Raw genomic sequence first — 18896 nt, forward strand, 5'->3', positions numbered from 1 at the left:
CGCAGCCGTCAGCCGAACGTCAGATGGGCTAGCGTGAAGATCGCGAGCCCGGCGAGCGAGCCCACCACTGTGCCGTTGATCCGGATGAACTGCAGGTCCTTGCCCACCTGGAGTTCGATCTTCTGCGACGTTTCCTCGGCGTCCCAGCGGGACACCGTATCCGTGATCACCCCGGCGATGTCTGACCGGTAGGTGCGGACCAAATAGCCGGCGGCATCGCCGATCCAGGCGTTGACCTTGCCTGCCAGCTCTTCGTCGTTGACCAGCCGGGTGCCGAAATCGCGGACGGCCGCCTTGAACTTCACCGTCAGTTCGCTATCCGGATCGTCGACGGCGTTGAGCAGCGCGCCCTTGATGGTCGCCCAGGTCCGGGACGCCAGTTCCCGGACCTCCGGGTCGCCGAGCACCTGCGCCTTGATGCCCTCCGCGCGGGCGATCATGGCGGGATCGTGCTGCAAATCCTGGGCCAGGTCCGTCAGGTACTTGTCGATGGACAGCCGGACCTGGTGCTGCTGGTCGTCTTGGACCGCACGGGTGAATTTCAGCAGCTCGATGTAGACCTTGTCCCCCACGAGGCCGTCCACGAAGCTGGGCACCCACTGCGGGGAGCGCTCCGTGACGAGCCGGCTGACCATCTGGTGGTTGGCCGCCATCCAGTCCGCTGCCCGGTCCACGAGGAGGTCCACCAGTTTGTGGTGGTGCCCGTCGGCGAAGATCCGCTCGGCCATGCGTCCCACGGGCGGTCCCCACGGCGGAGCCAGGAGGTGCTTGCGGACCATTCCCTCGATGACGGCCTGGACGTCGTCGTCGTTCAGCACTTTGAACGTGCCACGGATGACGGCGGCGCCCTCCTTGGCCACGCGCTCGGCGCCGCCCGGCCCTGACAGCCAGCCGCCCACCTTGCCGGCGATGTTGATGCTGGCCAGCTTGTCCTGGACCACCTGTTCGGAGAGGAAGTTGGTCTCCACGAACTCGCCCAGGGACGCGCCGATCTGGTCCTTGCGGCGCGGAATGATGGCCGTATGCGGGATTTTCAGCCCCATGGGATAGCGGAACAGGGCCGTCACTGCGAACCAGTCGGCCAGGGCGCCCACCATGCCGCCTTCCGCCGCGGCCCGGACGTACTCCAGCCACGGGTACTGCTTTTGCAGCGCAAATGCGACGACGAACACCACAGCCATGGCAATGAGGAGGCACAACGCCACCAGTTTCATCTTCCGCAGTGCAGCCGCCTTTTCGGCGTCGCCAGCTGTGAGCTGCCGTACGACGGCGGGACGCGCCGGAGCGCGCCCGTCCTCTCCCGGACGATCACGGGTGGCCTCGCCTGGGGGAGACGCCAGCTGGGTGGTTGGCTCAGAGTTCACCTGCATGTGCCAAGCCTAGCCCGGCTTTGGCGGCCGCGGTCGGCTAACGTGTGACCATGACAGCCGACGAGTCAGCCCCAACCCGTCCCCTGGTCTACGCCCACCGGGGTGCGAGCGCGGATTTCGCTGAGCACACCCGTGCCGCCTATCTTCGCGCGCTCGCCGAAGGCGCGGACGGCGTGGAGTGCGATGTGCACCTAACCCGCGATCAGCACGTCGTCCTGTTGCACGATTCCAACCTGGACCGGACCTCGGACGGCACCGGTCCCGTGGCCGAACGGACCGTCGACCAGCTGCGGCTGCTGGACTTTTCATCCTGGAAGGGGGCCCGGATCCCGGAGGCCTACGGGCCAAGGTCCGAACAGTTCCTGACGATGCCGGACCTGCTGGACCTGCTCCGGGCTGCCGGGCGGGACGTCGGGCTGGCCATCGAGCTGAAGCATCCCAGCCCCTACCAGCTCAAGCTGGAGGACAGGGTGCTGCAGGTGCTGCGGGCGGAAGGATGGGACGCCCAGACATCCAGGCTGGGCAATATCCGGGTGACCTTCATGAGCTTCAGCCCCGACTCGGTCAGGCACCTGCGCAGGGCCGTCCCCGCGGAGTTCGTCTGCCAGCTTGTGGACGACGTGAACGTCACCGGAATCCGCGAGGAACTGGGCTTGGGGCCTTTCACGGGTAGCGCCGTCGCCAACGTGATGAAGGCTGCACAGCTGGAGGGGGAACGGATTCTCGACGGCGGCGAAGCGGGCATGGCCGGGCCGGGCATCGACTACGTGCGCCGGCATCCCGACACCGTGCGGCGCTGGCGGGATTCCGGCCGCCGCTTCCGGGTCTGGACTGTGGACTCTGAAATTGATGTGGCGCTGTGCCGGGGGCTGGGCATCCAGGAGATCACCACCAACCGGCCGGCGCAGGTGCTGGCCCAGCTCCAGCAGCCAGCCTTGGCAGCAAGCTCCGGCGCCACTCAATTACAGCCGCCGCTGTGGCCGCTGTGATTGAGTGGGGGCATGCCCATCACCTGGCCTCCGAAACTCCTGCGTTCCCCTGCGGTCCGTGTTGGCCTGTCCATCAGCATCGCCACCGGCCTGTACGGGGTGTCCTTCGGTGCGCTCTCCGTGACCTCGGGCCTGGACTTCTGGCAGACCATGGCACTGAGCTTCCTGCTTTTTAGCGGCGGCTCCCAGTTTGCGTTCATCGGGGTGGTCGCCGGCGGCGGCTCGGGTCTCGCGGCCATGGGGGCCGCCACCCTGCTGGGGATGCGAAACGGAATCTATGGCATGCAGCTCAATGTGCTGCTCCGGCCGCGGGGATGGCGCCGGTACGCCGCCGCCCAGCTGACCATCGACGAGTCCACGGCCACAAGCACCGGGCAGGCGGATCCTGACGAGCAGCGAAGGGGCTTCTGGGCCGCGGGCATCGGGATCTTCGTACTTTGGAACGCCTTCACTGCGGCGGGTGCCCTGGCCGGAAGCGCGCTGGGCGATCCGAAGCAATGGGGGCTCGACGGTGCAGCCGTCGCGGCGTTCCTCGGCCTGCTGTGGCCGCGGCTGAAGGGCGGGGAACCGGTGGCGATCGCCGTCGTCTGTGCCCTGGCAACGGTTCTTGCTGTGCCGTTTGTCCCGGCAGGCGTCCCCATCCTGATTGCCGCAGTGGTGGCCGCCGTCATCGGATGGCTCAGCCACGGCCGCCAGGACGAGGGGCTCGAACCGGATATCGACCCCTACACAGAGCGGCATCCCGGCTATCAAACGGGCACCGGCACCAACGCCAGAGGTGCCAAATGAGTCTGTGGGTGTGGTTGCTGCTGGCCTGCCTCTTCGCCTACGCGTGGAAGCTGGTGGGCTACCTTCTACCGGCCAGCCTGCTGCAGAACCCCAGAATGTCCCGGGTCGCAGGAACCATGACCATCGGGTTGCTGGCGTCCCTGACGATCGTCAACGCCCTGGCTACCGGGCAGGCCCTGGTGCTCGATGCCCGGCTGGGCGCCCTGGCTGCCGCCGCCGCGGCCCTGTTCCTCCGGGCGCCCTTCCTGGTTGTTGTGCTGGCGGGGGCCGGAGCCGCAGCTTTGCTCCGGCTGGCCGGCTGGAACTGAAACAGCGAGGTAAAGTCCCTGCAGGCAGCCGCAACAGTTGTGAGTGATGTCCATCACAGCCGTTGTATGCTCTAAATGTAGAGGAGTTGTAAATATGAAGGCCGTCAGCAGACTGTCCCGCACTCGTGCCACGGACGCGCCGTTCGAAATAAAAGCCCCGGTGGACATCGTCCTGGAACACCTGCGGCAGGTGGGACCTGCGGTGGCCTGCCTGCGGAACGAATCCTCGCGGCTGGCCGGCTGGGGCGAGGAACTTGCCCGCCGCCTGGTTTCCGGGAACCGCCTGGTCACGGCCGGAAGTGCCGGTTCGGCGGCCGAGGTGCAGCAATTCACCGCGGAACTGCTGGGGCGCCACGCCGGTGACCGCCAGCCGTTTTCCGTGATTGCCCTGCGGCCAGGTGCGGCAGCAGGCGCTGCATCCGTCGGTGCCGTCGAGATTGCGCAGGGGCACGCGGAAGAGGTTGCCAGCCAGGTGCGGGCCCACATCCGTTCCGGCGACGTTCTCCTGGCGGTCTCAGCCAGTGGGCACCGGCATGCGCTGCTGGAGGCGACGGCGGCGGCGCGGGCCGCCGGAGCCACCGTCTGGGCTGTCACGGGCGCGGCCCCCAACCCCCTGGCCCAGGCCGCCGATGAAGCAATTTGCATCAACGCTCCCAAGCCCCAAGTGCGGGAAGCGCAACTGATCGCGCTGCAAGCGATGAGTGAATGCTTGGCTGCGGCCCTGCACGCATTGTCCGTTCGGCCTGAGCCGGGCCGGTGACTCCGAAGCCCGGGTGAGCCCGAAGCGCCGGAATAGCCCCCTTAGCGGGCTGGGCTCAGGTAACGGGTTGGGCCTAGGCAACTCCGCGGGCGTCCGGGGAAGCGGGCGCGGACCGCCTGGCGAGCTCCTCGGTGGCGAGGTCGTACCAGTCTTGTGCGCCGTACACGGGAGTCGGCGTATCGAGGTTGCGGTAGAGCGCGTCCACGAGGATGCCGAGTTCGTCCGTGGTGGCAGCCATCAGAGTTATTTCAGGATCCGTGGCGTGGTTCATGAAGTGTGCGAGCTGTGAGCGGTTCATGATGACACAGCCGGCCTGAGTTGACCACATGCAAGGAATGACATGGTGTGCTCCGTATACGAAAATGCCCGAGGCTGACTTCCTAACCCACCGGTGTGCATAGCTTACTGTGCTGACCCGGTGTGCGGAATATGAGGCCGTCGTCTTCCGGCGCCGATCCTCCTTCCGGCGCAGCCCGGTCGAACTCGACTGCTGCTCGAGCTCGCCTGCTGTTCGAACCTGGCTGTCTACTCGAACTGTGACGCCGGGAGCGGCACCTGCGGAGGCAGCGACCTGGTGGGACGTTCCGCGCGGATGGCGTCCTCGACAAGGGCGGCCGGCCGGCGCCAGGCGTCAGATCCGGGTTCCATGGTGTCGACCACCCCGATCAGCATTGCCAGCAGCCGCACCATGTCTGTCAGGGAGATGTCCACCCGCAGCGTGCCCTGGTCCTGGCCGCGGTCCAGGAGCACGCCAACGGACTCAATCAGGCTTCCGGTAATGCCGGTGAGCAAATCCCGCCGCCCGGCCACGGCGCCGAGCAGGTTGGCGTTGTCACTGGCCGCGGTCATCACGGCGTCGATGACCCGGAATAGGCCCTCGGCCGCATCGGTGCCAGCCAGGGCGACATCGATAACCGGGTCCACGTTGAGCCGCAGCTGGCGGTTGAGGGCCGCCAAAACCAACTGCTCCTTGTCAGAAAAATTCCGGAACAGCGTCGCCGGACCCACTCCCGCGGTGGCGGCAATGGTCTGCAGCGGAACATCCGGGCCGTATTGCCGGAAACACTCGCGGGCGGCGTTAATGATCTTGTCCACATTGCGTGCAGCGTCAGCACGAAGGGGCTTGCGCTCTACGGCGAGGTTCATAAAATAAAGGTTAGCAACGCAGTGTCGGCCTGACTCCGTTACCCGTTGGTAGTGCCGAATATGACACAGCACACGGTCCGGGTGGCCGATTCCGCCGTGTCAGACTGGACGCATGTTGCTTGCATTTTCAGTCGCTCCTTCCGGAATTCCCGCTGATCACGCCTACGCCGCGGCGGGTGCCGGAGATGCCTCCGTGCACGACGCCGTAGCTGCGGCCGTCAAGATTGTCAGGGAATCCGGGCTGCCCAATAAGACGGACTCCATGTTCACCACTATCGAGGGTGAATGGGATGAGGTGTTCGACGTGGTCAGGCGCGCCACCGAGGCCGTGGGGAAATTCGGCAGCAGGGTGTCCCTGGTGATCAAGGCCGACATCCGGCCGGGCTATTCCGGTGAGCTCACCGCGAAGGTCGAGCGCCTGGAGGGGGCCCTGATCCAGGGCGACTGACGGCCAGGACGATTGGCCGCGGCAGCCTAGCCCGGCCGTGCGCTTGCTGGAAGACTGTGCCCATGTTTGAGCACAAGCCGCGGCCCGAGTGGGCGGCCGTAGAAGAGTACCTGTCAGACGTCGTCGTCCACCCCGACGATGCCGTCCAGCGCGCCGTCCGGTCCGCCGAAGAGGCCGGGATGCCGCCGATCGAGGTGACACCGAACGCCGGAAAGCTGTTGAAGCTGCTGGTGACGGCGTCCGGTGCCCGCAGGGTGCTGGAGATCGGCACGCTGGCTGGCTTCAGCACCATCTGGATGGCCCAGGGCATGCCCGACGACGGCCGGCTGGTGACATGCGAATACCTCCCGAAACACGCCGAAGTGGCCCGGGCCAACGTGGACGCGGCCGGCGTGGGCCACAAGGTGGAGATCCGGATAGGCGCGGCGCTGGACACGCTCGCGGCACTCGAAGCCGAAGGAGCCGAGCCGTTCGACTTCGTGTTCATCGATGCGGACAAGGAAAACAACCCGCAGTACCTGGAGTGGGCAGTGCGGCTGGGCAGGGGCGGAACGAGCATCGTGATGGACAACGTCGTGTGGGAGGGCGTTGCGCTGGACCCGTCCCTGGACGAAGTCAACGCCCCCGGAATCATCGGTGCGCTGAAGATGATGGGGGAGGACAGCCGGTTGGACGCCACTGTCATCCAGACCGTGGGGTCCAAGGGTTGGGACGGCTTCGCGCTGGCGGTCGTTCGGTAAGCATCTCCCGGTAAGTACCTACCGTTAGCAGTACCTGCCGTTGGGGCATAACCCGTACAACGAAGCACCGCCCGCGTACTGGATGTACGCGGGCGGTGCTTTTCCTTGCGATGCTTCGACTAGGAAATTGAGGTCATGACCTGCCAGCTTGCACCGATCTGCGTGCGTCCCAGCACGCCTCCGGTTCCATTGCCAGCGTAGAACCAGAGCCTGCCACTGGAGTCCCTCGCAGTCAGATCTGCCCTTCCGTCACCATTCAGATCTCCGGAGCCGACAACGGAGGAATAGATGTTCCAGCCGCTGCCGATCTGGGTCCGGCCCAGGACGCCTCCGGTTCCGTTGCCGCGGTAGAGCCAGAACTTGCCACTGGAATCGCGGGCCACCAGATCTGCCCTTCCATCGCTGTTGAGGTCACCCGGGCCAGCGATGGAGGTCATGACGTTCCATCCGGTTCCGATCTGGGTCCGTGGCAGGAAACCGTTCGATCCATTGCCTTTGTAGAGCCACAGCCGGCCGCTGGAATCGCGTGCCGTAAGGTCGACTTTTCCGTCCCGGTTGAGATCGCCGGCGCCGACGATGGAGGTCATGCTGTTCCAGCCAGCGCCGAGCTGGATTCGTGCCTGAACGCCGCCTGCGCCGTTGCCCGGGTAGAGCCAGAGCCTTCCGCTGGAATCACGGGCCACCAGGTCGGACTTGGCGTCGTTGTTGAAGTCTCCGACGCTGACAATGGAGCTCATGCTGTTCCAGCCGACTCCAATCTGCGTGCGTGCAAGGAATCCGCTGCCACCATTGCCGGGGTAGAGCCACAGCCTTCCTCCGGAATCCCGTGACACCACATCCGCCTTGCCATCACTGTTGAAGTCGCGGAGACCGCCGCTGCCGCCCAGTCCGACACGGACCATCCTGCTGGCAGGCAGGCTTACGTTGCCTGCAGCGTCGGTAGCCCGGACATTGAACACATGGGTGCCATTGGCCTGTGCGTCCCAGGTCTTCGGTGAGGTGCAAGTGGGATCCCACGAGGGGTTGCTGGGCAAGAGTTGGCATTCGAAACGGGCGCCAGCTTCACCCGAGTAGCTCAGTGTGGGCGTGGTGTCGAGGCTGGGCGTGGACGGGAATGGTGCCGTTACCGCAACGGCCGGAGCCGTGGTGTCCACGGTGAAGTTGAGCGTCCCGGAATTCAGTCCGCCCGCAACAGCCTGCACAGTGTGCCTGCCTTGGGCCAGCGGGGCCAGCTTCAGGGAGTAGGTGGAACCGGTGAGGGTGGTAGCCCTCGGGGCGCCATTGTCGACGATCAGCTGAACGGGGCCCGCGGTGCCGGCAGGAAGGGTGCCGGTAATCGTAGGCGCAGTCACGTTAGTGATGTTGTCGGAGTTGGAGCGGCCGCTGTCGCTGGCTGCAGCCAGGTCGGGGGTATTGGGACCTCCGACGGAGTCGGTCGCGATGAGGCCCTGGACGGTGAAGTTGCTCTGGGTGACGGTATTGACGCCCGGGCCGCCCGCGTCAGGGCCGGCGACCGTCACGGAGTTGCTGCCCGAGGGGGCGCCCGTGACAGGACCTGCCGTGTTGATGTCGCCGAGCGTGCCGGCCGGGGCGTTCACCTGGCGGAGGAACGATGCCGTGGTCCCCCGGCCGAAGTCGCCCAGGAAGGCGGCACCGACGCCCGCCCAGTCGCAAGCCACTGTGTCAGTGGGCGCGCAAGCGCCGGCGTCGGTCGTCGAGTTGATGCCCCCGGCAGCGTCAGCCGTGAACGTGTCAACGCCGTAGGGGTGCGTGACGGTGTACTGCGCATTGGGCCGCAGGCCGTCAAAACGGAACCGCAGGCGGGCAAAGCCCATCTGCTCGCCAGGCACGACCGGGCCGTTGACGTGTGCCGCTTCCAGGGCCGCTTCATAGCTGCCGATCGTTCCGACATCCGCGGACGCGGCAAACCAGAATGCCTCCTCGGGGAAGTTGCCCGGGTAGGACGCCGGGGAATTGGGATCGGGCGGTTCGGAGAGGCAGCCCTTGCCAGCCTCGTAGCAAAGCTGCAGCCGGACCGTGCCGTCCGAATACCAGGTGGGGAACCCTGTGGAGTCAACCGGGCCCATCCCGGCGGTTTCAGCGTTGGCGGGAACAGCGGCGAGGGGTGACAGGGCGGCGGCGAGGAGGGCGCCGGCGACGGCCGGGGCAATGCGGCCGGCGGTGGTGGTGGACTTGCGGTGCGCCGGCCCGGAGCGCTTGGCTCCGTCAGGCATCTTTGGCCGTACAGATTGAGAAAACATTGAGACTCCTTGTGGACACTCGATTCGTGGCCCCCAGTACCTTCAAGGCCAAGTCGGGGATGCGTTCCCGGCTGCACCAACAGTGGATGCTGCACCTTGGATAAAAGTCGGATAAAGCCGGTGGGATGCGAGGGTCCGCGCCAGCCAAAGCTCGCGTACAGCCCCGGCTGCGGCCGGGTGGTGCGGACTTCCGGTGGAGCAACGGAATTAGACCATCGATTTGAGGGGGCCCAATTGGGGGTGCTCCCTTCGAACCCCCACCCTTCCCAGCCCGGTCCGGCTTTTCCCAACCACGCCGGGACATCCTTGAAGCATCCCAACCGGTCTCGAACCATCCCAATCGGAAGGAGGCCCGGTAATGACCGTGTCCAGACGAAATGTTTTGCTGCTGGGTGGCCTCGGCGCCGTCGGAGCGGGTGTGCTTTCACTCCCGCGGGGCGAGGTGGAGGCCAAGTCTGTTAGCCGGCTGAGCAGCGCAGAGATGCCCAAGCCGTTCCAGTCCGCTTTCCTGAAGCCGCCGGAGCTCGCACCGGACAGGACGGGGGTGGACCCTGCTGACGGCAAACCTGTCAACTACTACACCGTGACCGAGAAGGCCGGCATGGCGTCCATTCTGCCGCGGCTCAAGACTCCAATCCTGGGCTACAACGGGATTTTCCCCGGCCCCACGATCAGCGTGGACCAGGGCACTAAGGCAGTGGTGCGGGTCCGGAACCAGCTCCCCGCAACTCACCCGGACGATGGCCACGTGCTCGCCACGTCCACGCACCTGCACGGTTCAGCCTCGCTGCCACAGTTCGACGGGTACGCCAGTGACGTCACGCATCCCGGATTCTTCAAGGACTACCACTACTCGAACTTCCAGCCCGCCCGCACGCTCTGGTACCACGACCACGGGGTGCACTTCACGGCGCAGAACGCGTACTCCGGCCTGGTCGCCCAGTACCACATGCACGACCCGATGGAGCGGCAGTTGCTCCCGCAGGGCGACTTCGACGTGCCGCTCATCATTTCCGACGCGATGTTCGCGGCCAACGGCGCCTTGGGATATGACGACAACACCCACTCGGGTCTCTGGGGGGACGTCATCCTGGTCAACGGCAAGCCGTGGCCGGTCATGAAGGTCCAGAAGCGCATTTACCGCTTCCGGGTGTTGAACTGCAGCATTTCCCGCTCAGTACGATTGACGCTGAGCACCGGCGATCCGCTGATTATCGTGGGCACCGACGGCGGCCTGGTCCCCACACCGCAGAAGGTGGCCAACTACCGCCATGCCGGGGCAGAGCGTTACGAGGTGCTCATCGATTTCCGCAAGTACAAGACCGGCCAGCGGATCGAGCTGCGCAACCTGTCCAACCCGAACAACGTTGACTACGACTTCACGAACAAGGTGATGGCCTTCGACGTCACTGACGACGCGGTCAACGCCAGCGACCCGACCTGGAACACGGTTCCAGCACAGCTGGCACCCGCGAACGAGGTGATGGCGATGACCGAGAAGCAAGCCACCAAGGTCCGGAAGTTCCGGGTCAAGCGGAACGACGTCACCAACATGTGGACCATCGACGACGACAGCTGGCAGGACGTCATTGCCAGCGGCTACAAGAAGGTTGCTGCGGACGTTGACCTGGACGCCGTCGAGGTGTGGGAAATCGAGAACAGGTCCGGCGGCTGGTTCCACCCGGTTCACATCCACCTCGTGGACTTCAAGATCCTCAGCCGCAACGGCCGGGCGCCTCTTCCCCAGGAGCTCGGGCCCAAGGACGTCGTTTACGTGGGCGAGGGCGAGACGGTCCGCGTGCTCATGAAGTTCGGTCCGCACCGGGGACGCTACATGGTGCACTGCCATAACCTGCCGCACGAGGACCACGACATGATGGTGCAGTTTCGGGTCGGGCTGAAGGAAGAAGACAACGATCCCAACGATCCCATGACGGCGGCGCTGCCCCAATGGGACGGCTAGCGGCGCACAGGGCCGACCCAAAGTCCCGGGCGGTCCCCGAAAGCGTAGCCGCCACCGAAAGTCCTGCCGGATCCCCCCGGCAGGGCTTTCGGGGGAGGACAATCACGACGGCGGTGCTGCTCGCCGCTGTCCTTCTGGCCTCGCGCCTGTGGCTGGTGGAGCCCGTGACGGTCAGTTCGGAAAGCATGGAGCCGGCACTGCCCAAGGGCAGCACGGTGCTGATGTTCAAACCCGGGCCGGCGCTCGGTTCGCCCAAGGCCGGAGACCTGGTGGTGTTCACCAGTCCGGAGGACGCGAGTCCTGCTGTCAAACGGGCCATTGCCTTCGGGGGGCAGACCGTTGCCATCGAGGATTCGGTGCTGGTGGTGGACGGGGTTCCGCAGGCCGAGCCGGGCATCGACCACAGCCGCATCGACGGCACCTACTTTGGCCCGGTCACGGTGCCGGCCGGGCACGTCTTCGTCCTGGGTGACAACCGGGCGGGCTCCATCGATTCACGGGCCTACGGAAGCGTGCCGTTGGAAGCGCTGCAGGCAACGGTACTCTGGCCCTCCGGCCGCTAGGGCACATGCCCGTGCCACAAAGACCCCTGCCCGAAAGATAAGTATGCTGGGAATCATCCTGGCCGGCTGCCCAGCCGGCCAGGATGGGACATGCATCGGTGACGGCAGCGGAGGAAGACATGAAAGCATCCGAGACTCTGGCCAGCAATCTTCAGAAGGTCCTCACTGACCTGATCGAGCTGCACGTTCAGGGCAAGCAGGCGCACTGGAACTTGGTGGGCACCAACTTCCGCGATCTGCATCTGCAGCTGGATGAAGTCGTGGACAGCGCCCGGCTGCTTGCCGACCAGACGGCCGAGCGCATGCGTTCGCTGCACGCAATTCCGGACGGCCGGAGCGCCACCGTCTCGTCGGGCACCAGGCTGGAGCAGTTCCCTGCAGGCCTGACCGTCACCAAAGACACCGCCAAGCTCATCACCGCTAGGCTGGAACAAACGGTCAAGACCATCCGCGATGTCCACGATGACGTGGATGAAGAAGATCCCACGAGCGCGGACCTCCTGCACGAGGCCATCACCCGGCTGGAGCAGCTGGCCTGGATGGTGAACGCGGAGGTGATGCCGGCCTCTGCGTCGGTGACCGCACCTGAACAGGATTAGAAGCGCCATGACCCGGTGCCCCCGACCGTCAGCGGACGCTGCATGAAAACTCCGCACCGCCAGTGGCAGCCTGTCCGCTTTAGCCCGACCCCGTCCCGGGAGGACGCCGTCGAACCTGCGCCGGAAGCCGAATCTGTACTGGACGTTGAGCGACTGCTGGACAGGGTTGCTTCGGCTGTGGGGGACGTCCCTGCCCTGCTGGCCATCGCCCAACAGGCCGGCCGTTCCGCGCCGAAGCCCGGTGAGGGGCGGACAGCCCGGCTCTGGGAACTGCTGGCTTCCGTGGCCGCGGTGGACGTGGCCGCCGCGCGGGTTCTGGAGCCGCACCTGGATGCCGGCGCCATCCTGGCCCAGGCGGGCACGCCGGGATCCTTCACCGGGTCGTGGGGTGTTTACGCAGCCGAGGCCCCGGGTACCCGACTGACGGCCGCGCCGGCTTCGGCCACGGCTGACGGGCGGTCCCTCGCCGGGACAGAACCTGCCGGGACAGAACCCGGCGGGACAGAGCCAACCGGGAAATCCGGCGGCGTGCAGCTGACCGGCTCCAAGCCCTGGTGCTCGCTGGCCCAGTTCGTGGACCACGCGGTGGTGACAGCGCACACCGTGACCGGCGGCCGGGCCGCCTTTGCCGTTGATCTCAGGGCCGCCGGCGTCACGTGCGACGTGCCGGAATGGACCAGCCGCGGACTGCGCGAAATCCCCAGCGGAACTGTCCACTTTGACCTGGTGCCGGCCGTGCCGCTCGGCGGTGACGGCTGGTACTTCCAGCGCCCCGGTTTTGCGTGGGGCGGTATGGGCGTTGCCGCGTGCTGGCTGGGCGGCGCCGTGGCGCTCGGCCGGCACTTCGAGGCCGCGCTCCAGCGGGGAGCCAGGTCCCAGCGCGAGCCCGACCAGGTGGCACTCGCCGCCCTGGGCGAAGTGGACCGGATCCTGACCTCCACCGTCCAGTACCTCGCCAAGGCAGCTGAGGCCGTGGACGCAGCCCTGGCCGGCCCCGCCCCGACGGGCCCGGATTCCGGCGCGGAAGCGGCCGACGGCGGCGCCGTTGGCGGGTGGAGCGAGGCGCTCCGTGTCCGGGGAACTGTTGCGGCCGCCGTCGAACGCGTCCAGCTCCTGGTGAGCCAGAACTTGGGGCCCGGGCCCCTTGCCTTCGATGAACGGTACGGCAAATGCATGGCGGACCTGTCCCTCTACGTGCGGCAGCACCACGCCACGCGTGACGACGCCCAGTTGGGCGAACTCACCCTTCAGGGGGAGCATGCATGGTGATGTTCTCACACGCGGATGCCGGAACCGATGAAGCGGCCTGGGAAGGCAGCGGGCTGGACACGATCGGCGAACTCCCGCTGGATTCGGCCGAGCTGGCTCGGATGGAGTTCCTCGTCCTCGTTGCCCATCCGGACGACGAATCCCTCGGCGCCGGAGCAGTTGGCCGCGGTCCGCTGTGAGGAGTTCGCGGCTGCCATGGGCGCGTTCGGGCTGGCGGACCACTGGGAGTTTTTGAACCTCCCGGACAGCGGGCTGGCCCAACACCGCGAAGTCATCGCCGGTTGCCTGGCGGACGTTGTTGGGCGGCGCGCAGCTGGAAGGCCCGATGCACCCGACGGCGGGCTGGTCATTGTTGCCCCATACCGCGGAGACGGGCACATCGACCATGACACCTTGGGGGCCCTGGCGGCCGAGATCGCTGAAGCCGGAGGCCACGGGCTGCTGGAGTACCCCATCTGGTACTGGCTATGGGCCACGCCTGAGGACACCGCCTGGCGGAACTGGCTTAGGCTGCCCCTGAGCCCCGCTGAGCAGCTGACCAAACGCGGGGCCCTTCACACTCACGCCTCCCAGCTGCAGCCTCTATCTGACAGGCCGGGCGACGAGGTCCTGTTGTCGGAGCAGTTTCTTGCGCACTTTTCCCGGCCCTTCGAGGTTTTCGCCTGGCGGCCGCCGGTCACCGGCAGGCGGAGCGCCCGGGACGCCGAGACCGTCTTTGACGCCCTGCACCGCAGCGCCGAGGACCCGTGGAGGTACCAGGACAGCTGGTATGAGCAGCGTAAGCGCAGCCTGACGCTTGCCGCGCTGCCTGAACAGAAGTACGACGCCGGCCTGGAAGCCGGCTGCTCGATCGGCACCCTGAGTGAGGAGCTGGCTAAGCGGTGCGGGCGGCTCCTGGCCGTAGATGCCAGCGGCACCGCCGTGGGGCGGGCTGCCCGACGGCTCGCCCGGTATCCGGGAGTTGAAGCCCGGCAGCTGACCCTCCCGGAACAGTGGCCGGAGGGCAGTTTCGACCTGATCGTTGTCTCGGAGATGGGCTACTACCTCGCGGCCGCGGAATTGGCGGAGCTGATCACCAGGGTCTCAGCCTCCCTGGCCCCGGGCGGAACGCTGCTGCTCTGCCATTGGAGGCATCCGGTTTCCGGCTGGGATCTCGACGGCGACGCCGTCCACTCGATGGCCCGGAGCCAGCTGCAGTGGCCGTCCGCTGGCATTTACCGGGAGCGGGACTTTGTGCTCGAAACTTTCGTCGCGCCGGAGGCCGCGGGCGACCCGTGGCCGGAGACCGCGCATGACGCCGGATAGTTCCCGGCCGGTCATCCACCGGGTGGAGGTGGTGATGCCGGTCCATGACGAGGAGCACCACCTTGGCCCCGCTCTTGCCGCGCTCCGGGCCGCGGCCGATGCGCTCATGGGCCAGCGTCCCTCGACAGCTGTGGGAATCACTGTGGTCCTGGACCACTGCACCGACCGTTCGCCGGCGATCGCCGCACGCTTCGCCGGGTCAACCGCCGGACTAAATATCGGCGTGCGGGTACTGCACCGGCGGTTCCGCAACGCGGGTGCCAGCAGGGCGGCAGGGGTGGCAGCGGCGTTGGGGAACCGCGAGACCGGACACCTGCAAGACGCCGGGCACCTGGAAAGTCCCGGGCATCTGGACAGTACCGGGTATCTGGAAAGCACTTGGCTGGCAAATACCGACGCCGATTCCCGCGTTCCGGCGGACTGGCTCGTGCGCCAGTTGAAGTTTGCGGACGCCGGCTGGGACGTGGTGCTGGGTTCCGTGGAGCCGGACTCCGCAGGGATGGATCCGGAGCTTCTGCGCAGCTGGCGCCTGCGGCATCCGCCGGAGGAAAGGCACGGCCATGTCTATGGCGCCAACCTCGGCGTGCGCGCCTCGGCTTACCGCCAGGCTGGCGGATTTTCGCCGCTGCGCTCCTCCGAGGACAGCGCCCTGGTTGAGCAGCTGCGGGGGAGTGGCTTCGCCGTCATGGCCACGGACAGCACACGTGTGCTGACTTCCGGACGGACCGTCGCCCGGGCGCCGCTCGGTTTTGGTGCCTCCCTCCGTGCCCTGGGCGTGGAGACGGCTGCCGCGCTGCGGAGCAGCTGAAAGTTGCGCCGCACCTCCCGGGCAGCCGCCTGTGGCGGCAGCTGCCGGGTTCACCTCGGGTCGTTCAGTGGCTGCTGCCATTGCCCCGGCTGGCGGTGGCTCCGCCGTCGCCATTCCGGGGGTCGTCCTGGCCGTTGCCGTGCCCCGGGGCGGGCTGGTCGCTGCCGTCCTCGCCGTTGCCCTGCTCGCTGTACTTCTCGCGCAGTTCGCGCCCCAGGCGGATGTCTTCCTCTTCCTTCTCCTGGAGCTTGTCGCTCTTCTTCGTATCGCGGGGCGGGAGCTGGAGCGTGTCCTCAGCCTCAATGCCGGCCTGCAGTTGCCGGCCACGCTCCATCTCGGCGTCGAACTCGGCGCCAAAAAGCAGGGACATGTTAAGAATCCAGAGCCACAGCAGCATGACGATCACGCCGCCGATCGCGCCGTACGTCTTGTTGTAGTTGCTGAAGTTACCCACGTAAAAGCCAAAACCCACGGAGGCCAGCACGAAAATAAACAGGGCGATGAGGGAACCAAGGCTCATCCAGCGAAACTTTGGCTGGCGGATGTTCGGAGTGAAGTAATAGAGGATTGCGATGACCACGATCACCAGCGCAACGATGACCGGCCACTTCGCGATGTTCCACACGGTCAGGAACACTCCGCCCAGCCCCATGGCATTGCCAACGGCCTCAGCCACAGGGCCGCTGATAACCAGCATTGCGGCGAGCAGCGCAACGATGATCAGAGAGACCACTGTGACGCCGAGCATGGTGCCGCGAAGCTTTACGAATCCCCGGCCCTCATCTATTTCATAAATCCGGTTCATCGCCCGGCCGAACGCGGTCACGTACCCCGACGCGGACCAGATGGCTGTCGCGAGACCGATGACCAGAGTGAAGCCGGCTGCCGGTGAGGTGGTCAGCTCCTGGATAGGTCCGCGGATCATCTCCACCGCCTGCCCGGGCGCGACGCCCTGGACGATTTCCAGGAGTGCCGCCGTCGTCTTTTCCGCCTGTCCAAAGATGCCGAGCAGCGAAACGAGGGCGAGCAGGGCGGGGAAAAGCGAGAAGATCGCGTAGTAGGTAAGTCCGGCCGCGAGGTCGGGGCATTGGTCCGCAGTAAATTCACGCAGGGTCTTGCGGGCAATGTACTTCCACGATGGCTTGTCCACATCGGTGGGACTGTCCGGCTTCCGCGTGTCATCCGGGGCAGGCGCGCTTCCCGCCTTTGCCGTGCTGGTTTCCGGGGCTTCTTTCGTAGCCATTGGGCATCCTTTCGTTCGCGGGCGGGGCCATGTTCCGGAAGTCGCGGAACGTTCCCTGCCCGCTGTCAGGGGTTTGGGCTCGTGGGTCGTGCAACAGGTCGCATCAGGCGTCAGTTGCTACTGTCCGGGGGCTCTTGGTGGGTTGCGGCGGTCCAGGGTTAGCGGGTCGCTGCCCAGCGGATCGTCGGCCGGCTGCTTTCCGTCCAGCGGATCGTCCGCCATCCGGGTGTCTGATTGCGGGGTCTCGGCCAGCTGGCTGGAGGCCAGCGGGTTGGGATCCTGGTCCGGGCCGCCGCTGCCCGGGCCGCCGCTGCCCGGGCCGCCGCCGGCCTGTTCGGGACCTGTGCTTTCCGTATCATCGGTCGGGCGGGCCCCTGCGCCCTGCTGCCATTGGTTCTCCGTCATGGTTGATACCTCTCCAGCATCTCGGGTTGCCGAGTACAACCGGCAATCACTCGCCATAAAATAGTAAGCATGATTACTATTAGATAGTAAGTACCCTGATGGCCGCTAGTTCAACCGGCCGCCCGCTCCGGCAACGTGTGGCCGGCGCAGGTGACCGGGCCTGCCGGATAGTCACGTGCTGAAAAAGAGAGAGGTGGATCCACCGTGGACCCAAGTGCCTGGATTTGGATCGTCGTTGTAATCGTCGTCATTGCACTCGTTGTGGTGCTTCTGATGTCCAGCCGCAAGCGCAGGGAGGCGTTCCGGCAGAAGCGCGATGAGCAGAACCGCCAGCACGCAGCCGAGATCCGCAGGAAAGCGGAGAATGCCGATCTTGAGGCGCGCGAAAACGCGGCGGGGGCCATGCACGCCAAGGCTGATGCCGAGAAAGCCCAGGTAGAGGCTGCCCGGCTTCGCCAGGAGGCCGAGCAAAAGCAGTCGGCTGCCCAGGACCTCCGGACGGATGCCGAGAAGCACCAGTACAAGGCGAACGCCCTTGACCCGGACGTGGACGAGGACGGCAACCGGCGCGAGGATGCACGGGCGGATGCCGGAACTGATGATGGTCGGGCCGCCGATGCACGGAACGCCCGCTCGGATGCCGACGCCAGCACTGACGCTACCCGGCGGGACACTCCGCGCGAGTAGGCTGCCGTCGGTTGTCTGCACCAGCGGAAGTCGGTGCGAGGGTATTAGCGGCGGCGGGTGAGGCCAAGGAGGCTGCGCCGCGGTTTGAGCGGTGGAGAGGCCGGCACGCCGGCGCCTTTGCCCATGCCGTCAATCACCTCTCGGATGGCCTCAAGTGAGGGCGTGTGCGGCTCCCAGCCGAGCTCGTTCCGGATCCGCCCGGTGTCCATGATCGGTGCACCCGCAGCCATCTCCACCCACCCCGAGTCCGTCTGTTGAAGCCGCAGCCGCCAGGTGGCGCCGACAAAGGCGCGCAGCGCCCGGACCGGTACGGGGAGGATTCTCCGCGCCGAAAAAAGCCTGGCCAGGTTTTGCGGCGTGACCACCGGTTCGGACGCCACGTTGAAGGCCCCGCTGGCCCTGCGCTCAAGCACGCGCCAGTACGCGTCCGCGACGTCGTCGGCATGCACCGCCTGGAAGACCAGTTCGTCGGGGATCGGCAATACCGGCAACACCGGCCGGCGCGGTACGAATCTCGGGTGGACCCACCCCAGGAAGTACCTGCCGATTTCGCTTCCGGCCTCCGCCTGGAAGATGAGTCCGGGGCGCAGTCTCGCCACAGCAACCGAGGGATTGTCCGCCGCGAACCCGTCCAGCAGCTTTTCCTGCTCCGCCTTGTGCCGGCTGTAATGTGAGCCCTCCATGCCTCCCGCCGGCCAGGATTCGTCCACGCGGCGGTCCTTAGGCGACTTGCTGTACGCGCCCACCGAGGAGGCGCATACTACGTGGTGCACGCCTGCGTCCCGGGCGGCCGCCAGTACGTTCGCCGTGCCGGTGACATTGGTGCGGTGCAGCAGTGGGAGATTCCGGTTCGGTTGGATCTGCCAGGCCAGATGCACCACAGCGTCTGCGCCGGCAAAGGCCTTGGCCAGGTTCTGTGCGGCACCGTCACCGCCCACGTCCAGGGTGTGCCATTCGACGTTGGCGTACGGTGGCCGTGAAGTGTCTGGCGCGCGTCGGCTGATGCCCACCAGTTCCAGTCCACCCGGGTGTTCCTGCCTTGCCTCATGGAGCCTGCGAAGGAGTGCTGTTCCCGCATTGCCGCTGGCGCCGGTGATCGCTATACGCATGAAATGCCTTCCGTCCGTTGCCTGAAACGTGACTGCCGGGCCGCCTGGTAACGGTGCCGTGGCCCTGGTGCTTCTTTCGAGCCTAACGCCTGGGGCCATTGTGTAATAAGCACGCTTATGTTTTCCTTCTTCTA

General features: G+C 66.3%; 21 protein-coding genes. 14 read left to right on the forward strand and 7 right to left on the reverse strand.

Annotated elements, in window-relative coordinates:
• Positions 1 to 8: 8 nt before the first annotated feature.
• Positions 9 to 1370, reverse strand: coding sequence for a DUF445 domain-containing protein (locus tag J7I85_RS01995; RefSeq protein WP_214845940.1), 1362 nt, complete (start codon positions 1368 to 1370; stop codon positions 9 to 11).
• A 50-nt stretch (positions 1371 to 1420) separates the two neighbouring features.
• Between J7I85_RS01995 and J7I85_RS02000 the strand changes: the two genes are divergently transcribed.
• The 4 genes from J7I85_RS02000 to J7I85_RS02015 all read left to right on the forward strand — a co-directional run bounded on the left by J7I85_RS02000 (position 1421) and on the right by J7I85_RS02015 (position 4216).
• Positions 1421 to 2359 carry a glycerophosphodiester phosphodiesterase family protein gene (locus J7I85_RS02000; protein ID WP_214845942.1) on the forward strand — a complete coding sequence of 313 codons (939 nt, stop codon included), beginning with the start codon at positions 1421 to 1423 and terminating at the stop codon, positions 2357 to 2359.
• 12 nt (positions 2360 to 2371) lie between these two features.
• Complete coding sequence (locus J7I85_RS02005; protein WP_214845945.1) at positions 2372 to 3148, forward strand: AzlC family ABC transporter permease; 777 nt, start codon at positions 2372 to 2374, stop codon at positions 3146 to 3148.
• Positions 3145 to 3456, forward strand: a complete 312-nt coding sequence (locus J7I85_RS02010; RefSeq protein WP_214845947.1) for an AzlD domain-containing protein — start codon at positions 3145 to 3147, stop codon at positions 3454 to 3456. The genes J7I85_RS02005 and J7I85_RS02010 overlap by 4 nt, the downstream gene beginning before the upstream one ends.
• Positions 3457 to 3550: 94 nt before the next feature.
• A complete protein-coding gene (locus J7I85_RS02015; protein WP_214845949.1) occupies positions 3551 to 4216 on the forward strand; it encodes an SIS domain-containing protein in 666 nt (221 codons plus the stop codon).
• A 73-nt stretch (positions 4217 to 4289) separates the two neighbouring features.
• Here J7I85_RS02015 and J7I85_RS02020 read toward each other — a convergent pair whose 3' ends face one another.
• Both J7I85_RS02020 and J7I85_RS02025 read right to left on the reverse strand, forming a co-directional pair.
• Complete coding sequence (locus J7I85_RS02020; protein ID WP_214845951.1) at positions 4290 to 4514, reverse strand: hypothetical protein; 225 nt, start codon at positions 4512 to 4514, stop codon at positions 4290 to 4292.
• Between the two features lie 227 nt (positions 4515 to 4741).
• Positions 4742 to 5362 carry a TetR/AcrR family transcriptional regulator gene (locus tag J7I85_RS02025; protein WP_214845953.1) on the reverse strand — a complete coding sequence of 207 codons (621 nt, stop codon included), beginning with the start codon at positions 5360 to 5362 and terminating at the stop codon, positions 4742 to 4744.
• Positions 5363 to 5474: 112 nt separating this feature from the next.
• On the opposite strand from J7I85_RS02025, the gene J7I85_RS02030 reads away from it, so the two are divergent.
• Both J7I85_RS02030 and J7I85_RS02035 read left to right on the forward strand, forming a co-directional pair.
• Positions 5475 to 5810, forward strand: a complete 336-nt coding sequence (locus tag J7I85_RS02030; protein WP_214845955.1) for a thiamine-binding protein — start codon at positions 5475 to 5477, stop codon at positions 5808 to 5810.
• A 62-nt stretch (positions 5811 to 5872) separates the two neighbouring features.
• Positions 5873 to 6550 (forward strand): O-methyltransferase, encoded by a 678-nt coding sequence (locus tag J7I85_RS02035; protein ID WP_214845957.1) that lies wholly within the window; start codon positions 5873 to 5875, stop codon positions 6548 to 6550.
• 119 nt (positions 6551 to 6669) lie between these two features.
• Here J7I85_RS02035 and J7I85_RS02040 read toward each other — a convergent pair whose 3' ends face one another.
• On the reverse strand, positions 6670 to 8811 hold the full coding sequence (locus tag J7I85_RS02040; RefSeq protein WP_214845958.1) for an FG-GAP-like repeat-containing protein: 2142 nt from the start codon (positions 8809 to 8811) through the stop codon (positions 6670 to 6672).
• A gap of 358 nt (positions 8812 to 9169) precedes the next feature.
• On the opposite strand from J7I85_RS02040, the gene J7I85_RS02045 reads away from it, so the two are divergent.
• The 7 genes from J7I85_RS02045 to J7I85_RS02070 all read left to right on the forward strand — a co-directional run bounded on the left by J7I85_RS02045 (position 9170) and on the right by J7I85_RS02070 (position 15318).
• On the forward strand, positions 9170 to 10774 hold the full coding sequence (locus tag J7I85_RS02045; RefSeq protein ID WP_214845960.1) for a multicopper oxidase family protein: 1605 nt from the start codon (positions 9170 to 9172) through the stop codon (positions 10772 to 10774).
• 101 nt (positions 10775 to 10875) lie between these two features.
• Positions 10876 to 11337, forward strand: a complete 462-nt coding sequence (gene lepB / locus J7I85_RS02050) for a signal peptidase I (protein ID WP_308159365.1) — start codon at positions 10876 to 10878, stop codon at positions 11335 to 11337.
• A 119-nt stretch (positions 11338 to 11456) separates the two neighbouring features.
• Positions 11457 to 11936 (forward strand): Dps family protein, encoded by a 480-nt coding sequence (locus J7I85_RS02055; protein WP_214845968.1) that lies wholly within the window; start codon positions 11457 to 11459, stop codon positions 11934 to 11936.
• A gap of 42 nt (positions 11937 to 11978) precedes the next feature.
• Positions 11979 to 13205 carry an acyl-CoA dehydrogenase family protein gene (locus J7I85_RS02060; protein WP_214845970.1) on the forward strand — a complete coding sequence of 409 codons (1227 nt, stop codon included), beginning with the start codon at positions 11979 to 11981 and terminating at the stop codon, positions 13203 to 13205.
• Positions 13199 to 13384: a hypothetical protein gene (locus J7I85_RS25870; RefSeq protein ID WP_374102421.1), complete on the forward strand. Its 186-nt coding sequence runs from the start codon at positions 13199 to 13201 to the stop codon at positions 13382 to 13384. The genes J7I85_RS02060 and J7I85_RS25870 overlap by 7 nt, the downstream gene beginning before the upstream one ends.
• A gap of 16 nt (positions 13385 to 13400) precedes the next feature.
• A complete protein-coding gene (locus J7I85_RS02065; protein WP_374102422.1) occupies positions 13401 to 14510 on the forward strand; it encodes an SAM-dependent methyltransferase in 1110 nt (369 codons plus the stop codon).
• On the forward strand, positions 14497 to 15318 hold the full coding sequence (locus tag J7I85_RS02070; protein ID WP_214845972.1) for a glycosyltransferase family 2 protein: 822 nt from the start codon (positions 14497 to 14499) through the stop codon (positions 15316 to 15318). Before J7I85_RS02065 ends, J7I85_RS02070 begins: the two co-directional genes overlap by 14 nt.
• A gap of 64 nt (positions 15319 to 15382) precedes the next feature.
• On the opposite strand, the gene J7I85_RS02075 is transcribed toward J7I85_RS02070, so the two are convergent.
• Positions 15383 to 16561 carry a YihY/virulence factor BrkB family protein gene (locus J7I85_RS02075; protein ID WP_214845974.1) on the reverse strand — a complete coding sequence of 393 codons (1179 nt, stop codon included), beginning with the start codon at positions 16559 to 16561 and terminating at the stop codon, positions 15383 to 15385.
• A gap of 117 nt (positions 16562 to 16678) precedes the next feature.
• Positions 16679 to 16966, reverse strand: coding sequence for a hypothetical protein (locus tag J7I85_RS02080; protein ID WP_214845976.1), 288 nt, complete (start codon positions 16964 to 16966; stop codon positions 16679 to 16681).
• Positions 16967 to 17170: 204 nt separating this feature from the next.
• Between J7I85_RS02080 and J7I85_RS02085 the strand changes: the two genes are divergently transcribed.
• Positions 17171 to 17653 (forward strand): hypothetical protein, encoded by a 483-nt coding sequence (locus J7I85_RS02085; protein WP_214845978.1) that lies wholly within the window; start codon positions 17171 to 17173, stop codon positions 17651 to 17653.
• 44 nt (positions 17654 to 17697) lie between these two features.
• On the opposite strand, the gene J7I85_RS02090 is transcribed toward J7I85_RS02085, so the two are convergent.
• Complete coding sequence (locus tag J7I85_RS02090) at positions 17698 to 18762, reverse strand: NAD-dependent epimerase/dehydratase family protein (protein WP_214845980.1); 1065 nt, start codon at positions 18760 to 18762, stop codon at positions 17698 to 17700.
• Positions 18763 to 18896 lie beyond the last annotated feature (134 nt).

Origin of the sequence: Arthrobacter sp. ISL-65 (assembly GCF_018613795.1) — a bacterium.
Classification (GTDB): Bacteria; Actinomycetota; Actinomycetes; order Actinomycetales; family Micrococcaceae; genus Arthrobacter.